Source organism: Ochrovirga pacifica, from assembly GCF_000220525.1.
Classification (GTDB): Bacteria; Bacteroidota; Bacteroidia; order Flavobacteriales; family Flavobacteriaceae; genus Ochrovirga; species Ochrovirga pacifica.
This window is the reverse complement of the sequence record NZ_AFPK01000038.1, coordinates 46,460-55,927: the sequence shown is the minus strand read 5'-3', so window position 1 is coordinate 55,927 and position 9,468 is coordinate 46,460. Positions and strand designations below refer to the sequence as shown.

Here is a 9,468-nt window from a genome sequence, read left to right as displayed (position 1 = left end):
TTTTTTATATAATGAAATAAGAATCTAAGATATTTTTTAGGAAAGATGGTTTTACTAAAAAACAGCAATAACATCACTCCTATAGAAATAGCAGAGTCTGCAATGTTAAAAATAGCATTAAAAAAGGTAAAGTTTTGCCCGCCCATTATGGGTAACCAGTTTGGTAAAGTTCCTTCCCATATAGGAAAGTAAAGCATGTCTACTACTTTTCCATGAAACAATTCTCCATAGGCATTAGCAGGGTCGTAAATAGCTAATTGACCATAGGAATCGGTGAATAAAATTCCGTAAAAAACAGAATCAATAATATTTCCTAGTGCTCCAGTAAAAATTAAAGAAACAGCTATAATAAGCAAGTTATGGGCTTTTTCTTTAATGCTTTTATGCAGCCAATAGCCAATTCCTACAATGGCACAAAGTCTAAATAAAGTTAAGATTAGCTTTCCTGTTTTACCTCCTAGCTCTGTACCCCAAGCAGCTCCATTGTTTTCTATAAAGTGTATTCTAAACCAGTCAAAAACATATACTTCTTCTCCTAAACGAAAATTTGTTTTGATATAAACCTTACTAATTTGGTCTATTAACAAAACAAGAATAATAATAAAGAATGATTTTTTGGTGTTCATAATAGCATGTTAAAAAGAAAAGTTTGTAATTGTAATTACAAACTTTTTATGATGGCGTTTACTGTATGTTTAACTTATTTTTTTTCTGCCATTTTTGCAGCAATACTCAACGTTGCGTGAGGAACCAATTTTAAGCGTTCTTTTTGAATTAGTTTTCCTGTAGCACGACAAATTCCGTAAGTTTTATTTTCTATGCGCAAAAGAGCGTTTTTTAGGTCTCTAATAAACTTTTCTTGACGAATAGCCAATTGTACGTTTGCTTCTTTAGACATGGTTTCTGAACCTTCTTCAAAAGCTTTAAATTGAGGCGATGTATCATCAGTATTGTTAGAAGCTCCGTTTTTGTAAGAACTTTGTAAGATTTCTAAATCTCTTTTTGCTTTTTCTATTTTCTTTAAAATTATCTCTTTAAATTCTGCTAAATCCGAGTCACTGTAGACTACTTTTTCACCTTCTGCCATACTACTTAAATTTTTTCAATCAATATTTTACTTTTTATCTCATCAAATTCAATTTCCAAACCAGACGTTAATTCAGATACAAAAGCAAGTTCTTCTGTTAGTGTTTCGCTCTTTATATAAGTCTCGTTGGTTTCAATAGCTATTTTTAAGTCTTCGGTAGCAACTACAGTTAACTTAATTTTATCTGTTACTTCAAATCCAGAGTCTTTACGCTGATTTTGTATACGATTTACCAATTCTCTTGCAATTCCTTCATTTTTTAGTTCGGGACTTATGGTAACGTCCAATGCAACGGTTAAACCTCCTTGATTAACAACTAGCCATCCCTCTATGTCCTGAGAACTAATCTCAACTTCTTGGGCGGTTAAATCTACTAAATTTTCTTCAATAGTGATACTAATTTTTCCTTCTCGCTCTAATTTTGCAATATCTTCTTGGGTGAATTTTTGGATTTCAGCTCCCACCAATTTCATGTTTTTACCAAAACGAGGTCCTAACACTTTAAAATTAGGTTTGATGTTTTTTACCAAAATTCCAGAAGCATCATCTAACAGCTCTATTTCTTTTACATTTACTTCTGATAAAATCAAATTTTCTACAGCCTGAATGTCTTCGCGTTGTTGGTGGTCTAAAATAGGAATCATAATTTTTTGCAAAGGTTGACGAACTTTTATCATCTCCTTTTTACGTAAACTAAGCACCATAGAAGAAATTTGTTGTGCTTTTTGCATTTTTCGTTCCAAATCCTCATCAATCTGAGAAACATCAGCAACAGGATAGTTGGCTAAGTGTACTGATTGGAAGTCTTCTTTTCCTGTAGCTGCAATCAAATCCCTATACAAATTGTCACAGAAGAAAGGAGCAATAGGAGCGGCCAATTTTGTAACAGTTAGCATACAGGTGTATAGTGTTTGATAAGCAGAAATTTTATCGGTTTCGTATTCACCTTTCCAAAAACGTCTTCTGCTTAAACGCACAAACCAGTTGGATAAATTTTCGGTAACAAATTCTTGAATTTCACGAGCGGCTCTAGTAGCTTCGTATTCATTGTAAAATTTATCAGTTTTAGCAATCAATGTATTTAGTTCCGATAAAATCCAACGGTCAATTTCGGGTCTTTCATTGTATGCAATATCTGCCTCGTTGTATGTAAACTCATCAATGTTGGCGTATAAGGTAAAGAAGGAATAAGTATTGTACAACGTTCCAAAAAACTTACGTCTTACTTCATCTACTCCTTCTAAGTCAAATTTTAAGTTGTCCCAAGGGTTGGCGTTAGAAATCATGTACCAACGTGTGGCATCGGGCCCGTATTGATCCATAGTTGCAAAAGGATCGACTCCGTTACCTAAACGCTTAGACATTTTTTTACCGTGTTTGTCTAATACCAATCCGTTAGAAACTACATTTTTATAAGCAACGGAATCGAACACCATAGTTCCGATGGCATGCAACGTATAAAACCATCCTCTTGTTTGGTCTACCCCTTCTGCAATAAAGTTGGCAGGATAAAATTCATTATTGTCAATTAGTTCTTTATTTTCAAAAGGATAATGTTGTTGTGCATAGGGCATGGCTCCCGAATCAAACCAAACGTCAATCAAATCAGCTTCTCGTTTCATTGGTTTTCCTGATGGTGATACCAAGGTAATTTGATCTACAATATTTTTGTGTAAGTCTATTTGATTGTAGTTTTCATCAGACATATTGCCTATTTCAAAACCATCAAACAAAGTTGGATTTTCAAATCCAGCTTTTCGTGCTTTTTCAATTTCTTGTTTTAGCTCTTCAACAGAACTAATAATTGTTTCTTCAGTTCCGTCTTCAGTTCTCCAAATAGGCAATGGGATTCCCCAATAACGAGAACGAGATAAATTCCAGTCGTTTGCGTTTTGTAGCCAGTTACCAAAACGTCCAGCTCCAGTAGATTCAGGTTTCCAGTTAATGGTTTCATTCAACTCAAACATACGCTCTTTTACGTCTGTTACCTTAATAAACCAAGAGTCTAAAGGATAGTACAACACAGGTTTGTCTGTACGCCAACAGTGTGGATAGCTGTGTTTGTATTTCTCTACCAAAAAGGCTTTATTTTCTTCTTTTAATTGGATGGCAATTTCTACATCTACAGATTTTTCTGGTCGCTCCTCATCGTTGTAATATTCGTTTTTAACATATTTACCTGCATGTGGGCCTACGTGTTTTGTAAAACGACCTTGTAGGTCTACTAAAGGAACAGGGTTTTCGTGCTCATCTAAAACCAACATAGGGGGTACTGGTGGTGTTGCATTTTTAGCAACAAAGGCATCGTCTGCACCAAATGTAGGAGCAGTGTGTACAATCCCAGTACCATCTTCGGTGGTAACAAAGTCTCCTGCGATTACTCTAAAGGCATTTTCTGGATACTCGTATGGCAAAACCCATGGTAACAACTGCTCGTATCGAATACCTACCAAGTCTTTTCCTATAAAAGAATCAGAAATTAAATATGGTATTTTTTTAGCATCTGACTCATATGCCAACAATTCATCTTCGGTTTCTACAGCGGTATATTTTTTAGAAAATTGCTTGGCAACTAGGTTTTTAGCTAAGATTACATTGATGGGCTTTTTTGTATATTGATTGTATGATTTTACTAAAACATACTCAATCTTAGGGCCTACAGTTAAAGCGGTGTTGCTAGGTAAGGTCCAAGGAGTGGTTGTCCAAGCTAAAATATGAACTTCTTCTAAAGCTTGTAAACGCTCAGGTAACGTTTCTTTAATGGTTTTAAATTGTGCGACAATGGTAGTGTCTGTTACATCTTGATACGCTCCTGGTTGGTTGATTTCGTGAGAACTTAAACCTGTACCTGCTTTGGGAGAGTATGGTTGAATAGTGTAGCCTTTGTATAACAAATTCTTTTTATAAATCTGTCCTAACAACCACCAAACAGACTCCATATACTTGGGAGTGTATGTAATGTATGGATTGTCCATATCTACCCAATATCCAATTCGCTCCGTTAAATTGTTCCAGATATCGGTGTATTTCATTACGGCCTTTTTACAAGCTTCGTTGTATTCTTCTACGGTAATTTTAGTGCCAATATCTTCTTTGGTAATTCCTAGTTCTTTTTCTACCCCTAGTTCTACAGGCAAACCATGAGTGTCCCAACCTGCTTTACGCTGCACTTTGTACCCTTTCATTGTTTTGTAACGTGGGTAAATATCTTTAATAGTTCTTCCTAAAACATGGTGAATTCCAGGTAACCCATTTGCAGACGGAGGTCCTTCAAAAAACACATAAGGTTCATTTCCTTCACGTGTTTCAATACTTTTTTGGAAGATGTTGTTTTCTTGCCAAAATTTTAGGGTTTCCTCGGCAATGTTCGTTAAACTTAATCCCTTGTATTCCTTGAAATTTGCACTCATTTTTGTTGAATTCTATTAAAGTGGCGAAATTACATTTTTAATTGTGGATTAACAACTAGGAAATTAGAGAAGTATCTAGATTGTAAAAGAGCGTATAAAATGTAACATTTTATACGCTCTTTTATACTTTTAAAGTTGATTTTTACAAACCGCGCTCTTTGCGGATTATATCGTAGGCCTCCTGAATTTTTTGAAACTTTTCTTGAGCCCCCTTAAGATGTTCCTCACCCAAGTGACGTAATTTGTCTGGATGATGTTGTTTAACCAATCTTCTATAAGCCTTTTTAATAGTGTCATCGTCATCGGATTTAGAAACCTCTAAAATCTGATAGGCCGATTCCGCATCTTTATAAAACATGGCTTTTATAGAATTAAATGATGTAGGAGGGATGTGCAGGTAATTGGCAATGTTTCGGATAGCATTTACTTCTACATCTACCACTTGTCCATCGGCTTGAGCAATAGAAAACAAAAAGTGAATAAGTTGTGTTCTAGACTCTAAAGTCATATGGTCTTTAATTTGCATGCAAACTTCACTCGTAGCAAGACTAGACTCATTAATAATTCCTTTGAATAATTGAAAAGCTTTGTTAGCTCTGTCTTTACCGTACATTTGTACAAAGTAATTGCGTACATAATCCAATTCTTTTTGATGAATTTTACCGTCAGCTTTTATAATTACTGCAGATAAGAATAAGAGACTTATTTCAAAATCTCCTGCTTGTGTTTGTCCGTTTCCTTCTGGAGTTTCAAATTCTGATGCAAATTCAGAAAAGTCGGTATCTAACCCTTTGATAACGTTTCCTAGTAAATATCCAAGAATTGCTCCAATTGGACCTCCTGTTGCCCATCCAATACCCGCTCCTATCCAGTGTGCAAATTTTTTCATTAATTGTGTTTTTAAATCGTTAGATCTATGATAAAAATAGCCATTTTTTATCAGCAATAAACAAGAACCTTGCCTTTGTTTCAATCGGTAGATGTGTCAGTAAAATAAAAAGGAAGTTAGTAATTCTGTCAGACTGAAAGGAAATGGAATATTTATTGACTAACTTTGCATTACAAGGACAAAATCTTTGGATTGTTGAATATTTAAATCATTTAATACAAGAAATATGTATCCACCAGAATTAACCGCTCCTATGGAGGCTCAATTAGTTGAGGCAGGAGTAACAGCATTAAAAACACCAGAAGAAGTAGAGGCAGCTTTGGCTAAAGAAGGAACTACTTTAGTAGTTGTAAATTCAGTTTGTGGTTGTGCAGCAGGAACTGCAAGACCAGGAGTATTGGCTTCTTTGCAAAATGCAAAATTACCCACGCAAGCTACTACTGTTTTTGCAGGAGTAGACGGACCAGCTGTACAAAAAGCAAGAGAGTATATGATTCCATTTCCTCCATCTTCACCAGCAGTAGCATTGTTTAAAGACGGACAGTTGGTGCATATGTTAGAGCGTCACCACATTGAAGGGCACTCTGCAGAGGCGATTGCAGCAAACTTGTCTGGAGCTTACGATGAGTATTGTTAAGAAAGTTAAAATAATATAGTGTTGAAAGACCTCCATTTGGAGGTCTTTTTTATTTTTGATTAAAATTTTAAAGAGCTATGAAAAAAGTATTATTGATATTAGTCTCATTAATTTGTTCAATTTCCTATGCACAGGAATTTAAATTTTCAAAGGATTTAAAGGCTAAAAATGTCACTTGTATAGAGAAATCAGGAAAGCAACTTACTTTATTTACCGAGTATGATAAGAAAGATAAAAATTATCATATAAGTCTATTGGTTTTAGAAAACGGAGTTAATAGGAAAAGAGGTGTGTATGTGACTAAAGATCGTTTAGATTTGGTTTCTTATCATGTGTGCCAGAATCAGTTAGTGTTGGTTTTGGAAGTAAAGAAATTGAGTAAATCAAATAAGAAAAAAGGGTATGTAAGAAAAAAAAGTGAAGAAACACGCTATAAGGTTGTTGGTTATGATTTAAATAGTAATAGAGTTGACTTCGTAGAGAAGATATTTAAAAAATCAAAGTATAAGTTTGCGACAGATACTATGACCTGTTTTTTGCGTTTTGAGAATCAACAGATTCATTTGATTAGTATTTCGGATACAAAAACAATTAAAACTAGTGCTATTAAGCTAGATAAAGATCAAATGGAAGCATTGTCTTACGATGTGAGGTCTAAGTTAACCATTATTGAATCGGATAAGTTTAAAGAGAATATAGGGGTTAATGCCCCAAGGTTGTTTTTTACAGATAAGAATATCTATATAACTAGAGATAGCTATAAGTTTAAAAAGAAAAGTGTTGTATTTAAGTTAACTTTAGGAGAGGGAGGAGTAATAAAAGAAGGAGAGCTTAAGGAGTTGGGTTATCCTTATGGAAAGACAGTAAAAGATCTAAATTCATTTTTATTGAATGATACGTATTACATAGTGACAAGGTATAAGTCTGAATTGAATCTTCAAGTAATAGATTTAATTAATTTTAATAAATCAGTAAAGACTATTAAGTTGGATAGTTATGGAGATAATGGTTATTGGGCAAAAGGAGATGTAAAGAAATTGGCAAAAAAGTTAACGAATATAATAAGTCCTAAGGTACCTTCTTTAATGGTTCGTGAATTAGAAGGTACTGATAAAAAATTAGTAGTTATAAATGATATTAACAAGAATACGTATTATTACCATGATAATTTTCACTGGCAATTTCATCAACAAATGATGAATCAACAGCACCAGAGAATGATGCAAAATATACAAAATCAGATGATGAGGAATATGCAGCAAATGCAACAGGTAAGAATGAATATGCCTGGAGGTTTTCGTATGGTAGAATTTCCGTTGTTCGTAAATCTATCAAATAGTCACGATTTTAAGCTGGAGTTTTTGGTTGATGATGAGGGGAATGTATCAAAGTATAATAAAGAGAAAGCGCTACTTAAAAAATACGATTATGAGAAAGCTCATAAAGAATTAGAGGATGAAATAAGGATTAAGGTCAAGAAATATAAAAAGGAATTTGTCTCTATAGCTTTTTTGGAGAAATATAAGATTCAATATGCATATTTTGATGAATATGAAAATAGGTTGTTAACCGGGGTGCTTAAGTTGAAAGAGGAGTAATAAGTAGGAATGTTTGCAGTTTTGGTTAACAGATAAATCAATAAAAAGAAAATACGAAAGTGAAAAGCCTAGATGTTAGATCTAGGCTTTCGTTTTTAGGTATGTTGATTGTTAAAAATCTGCTTGATATTGAGTAATTGTTCCAAAACTATTACTGTTGCAAATAGGAGCTGTATCGTATTCAATATTTTGAATGTGTCCTGAAGGAAATCCAGTAAAAGTTTGATTGTAAATAGTTACGGTATAGTTACCTGTGGTTCCAGAGTTATTTGTGTGGTCAACACTTAGCCCTAAGGAAGGTCCGTGGTATTCAAAACCATTTTGCATTCCTAAGTTTGTAGGGTTTTGTACTTTACTCCATTGATTACATGGTAAAAATTGCAAGTGATTCTGCTTTATTTTAGCTTCTGTTTTGTTTGTGTATATTGCTTCAACCCCTATGATGTTAGAGTCTTGAAATTCTCCTCTGTTTAGGCTTCCTAGTTGTCCTAAAACATAAGCGTTTCTTGTTGCGTTTGCAGCTTCAGAAGATATTCTTACAGCCCATTGTGTTCCGTTGTTTCTCTTGTAAGGATTACCTTCTAAAATAGGTGTGCCATCTGGCAAATCAAACTGACTTTCTATAAAATTGATGAAATTTTGTCTTCCCGTGTCATTTGTTGTAGAAAACTGACGATTTTCATCAAACAATTCTAAAAAACCATGTTCAATTCTTACTGCAAAACAGCTTCCTTTGGCTTGCACTTTATCTATGGTAATTTGTCCATTTTGGGTAAAGTGTGGAGATAACATTACAGTTGTTAATCCCTTACTTCCTCTAAGATCGTAGGCAAAAATATCTTTTACACCTCCTTCTTTTGCACCGTCTTTAATTTCTTCTTTCATGGCTCTATCGTCTGTTTCAAGTCTAAAGGTAATGCCTCCTTCACATTCTAGGTTTTTAAACAAAAGGTGTTGGCCTGCGTAGCCCTGAATTAATCCGTAACCTGTATGAGAATTAGTTTGTGTAATGTTTTCAATAACTCCGTTTGTAGACCAAGGTTTGGTTTCCGTAGTCTCGGGTACGTAAGAAATTAATATAGAGGCTAATGAAGTTCTTCTGTCGTTTATAATAAAATCAGAAAGTTTAAAATTATCAACCCTACCTATTCTAATAAACGAAAGGTTTTGGTTGAAAAATACAGGGTTGGTAAAATCAACTTTAAATGGTTTGTTATTGGTGCTGCTAATACTTACGTTTTCAATTCTGTCAATCATACCAAAATTAAAAATTCGTTTGGTGTTGTCTTTTGCGGGCAAGATTACAGCCTCTGAGTCAAATTCTAAATGGACATTAGATTTTAGGTGTATGTTGTTTAGGTAGTAATAGCCTGCAGGTATTTTTAAGACACCACCACCTTCTCTATTTACTTTGTTAATTTCTGTTCTAAGCGTTGCAGAATCATCTCCGTCACCTAAAGCATTATTACTGTTTGGATACTCAAAAATGTTGTTTTTTATAGCATCTGAAGGAGTTGTATAGAATAAATTTGTTGCAAAAATGCTAGGGTCATTAGGTTCGGTTGTCGGTGTTTCTACAGGAGGTTCTTCTTTTTCATCTGTCGGTTGATCAACAGGAATTTCTAATTCATCATTTTGTTCTATGTTGTCAGAACAAGCAGTAATGGCTAACCAACATATTAGTAAAAGTTTGTAAAGTGTTTTTGTCATTTTTTTAGATAGTTGAGTTCTAAAATTGTTAAAAAATAAGAAAAGGTTTGCTTAATTATTTTTTTGATAATTTAAAGAAGATATAATTGTGAAACAAAGATATGTGTAGTTGTGGAGTTTTAGTTATGAATGTAAAA

General features: G+C 33.9%; 7 protein-coding genes. 2 read left to right on the top strand and 5 right to left on the bottom strand.

Features of this window, described 5'->3' with window-relative positions; all coding sequences use genetic code 11:
* From FS85_RS15330 to FS85_RS0107940, 4 genes are all read right to left on the bottom strand, one after another.
* The coding region (locus FS85_RS15330) for a lipoprotein signal peptidase (RefSeq protein ID WP_010135634.1) at positions 1–626 on the bottom strand (626 nt) is incomplete at its 3' end.
* A gap of 74 nt (positions 627–700) precedes the next feature.
* Positions 701–1,087, bottom strand: coding sequence for a TraR/DksA family transcriptional regulator (locus FS85_RS0107950; RefSeq protein ID WP_010135633.1), 387 nt, complete (start codon positions 1,085–1,087; stop codon positions 701–703).
* A gap of 5 nt (positions 1,088–1,092) precedes the next feature.
* Positions 1,093–4,497 carry an isoleucine--tRNA ligase gene (ileS, locus tag FS85_RS0107945; RefSeq protein WP_010135632.1) on the bottom strand — a complete coding sequence of 1,135 codons (3,405 nt, stop codon included), beginning with the start codon at positions 4,495–4,497 and terminating at the stop codon, positions 1,093–1,095.
* Between the two features lie 142 nt (positions 4,498–4,639).
* Positions 4,640–5,386 carry a TerB family tellurite resistance protein gene (locus tag FS85_RS0107940; RefSeq protein WP_010135631.1) on the bottom strand — a complete coding sequence of 249 codons (747 nt, stop codon included), beginning with the start codon at positions 5,384–5,386 and terminating at the stop codon, positions 4,640–4,642.
* A gap of 226 nt (positions 5,387–5,612) precedes the next feature.
* Here FS85_RS0107940 and FS85_RS0107935 point away from each other — a divergent pair, with 226 nt between their 5' ends.
* Together FS85_RS0107935 and FS85_RS0107930 are read left to right on the top strand one after the other, a co-directional pair.
* Positions 5,613–6,023 carry a BrxA/BrxB family bacilliredoxin gene (locus FS85_RS0107935; RefSeq protein WP_010135630.1) on the top strand — a complete coding sequence of 137 codons (411 nt, stop codon included), beginning with the start codon at positions 5,613–5,615 and terminating at the stop codon, positions 6,021–6,023.
* 77 nt (positions 6,024–6,100) lie between these two features.
* Entirely contained in the window at positions 6,101–7,621 is a 1,521-nt protein-coding gene (locus FS85_RS0107930) for a hypothetical protein (RefSeq protein ID WP_010135629.1), read from the top strand.
* A 111-nt stretch (positions 7,622–7,732) separates the two neighbouring features.
* Here FS85_RS0107930 and FS85_RS0107925 read toward each other — a convergent pair whose 3' ends face one another.
* On the bottom strand, positions 7,733–9,331 hold the full coding sequence (locus tag FS85_RS0107925) for a hypothetical protein (RefSeq protein ID WP_010135628.1): 1,599 nt from the start codon (positions 9,329–9,331) through the stop codon (positions 7,733–7,735).
* Positions 9,332–9,468: the final 137 nt, after the last annotated feature.

Bases quoted from the DNA above. Each gene is read 5' to 3' on its own strand.
- FS85_RS0107950 (WP_010135633.1), bottom strand. From the start codon at position 1,087: ATGGCAGAAGGTGAAAAAGTAGTCTACAGTGACTCGGATTTAGCAGAA.
- ileS (WP_010135632.1), bottom strand. From the start codon at position 4,497: ATGAGTGCAAATTTCAAGGAATACAAGGGATTAAGTTTAACGAACATT.
- FS85_RS0107940 (WP_010135631.1), bottom strand. From the start codon at position 5,386: ATGAAAAAATTTGCACACTGGATAGGAGCGGGTATTGGATGGGCAACA.
- FS85_RS0107935 (WP_010135630.1), top strand. From the start codon at position 5,613: ATGTATCCACCAGAATTAACCGCTCCTATGGAGGCTCAATTAGTTGAG.
- FS85_RS0107930 (WP_010135629.1), top strand. From the start codon at position 6,101: ATGAAAAAAGTATTATTGATATTAGTCTCATTAATTTGTTCAATTTCC.
- FS85_RS0107925 (WP_010135628.1), bottom strand. From the start codon at position 9,331: ATGACAAAAACACTTTACAAACTTTTACTAATATGTTGGTTAGCCATT.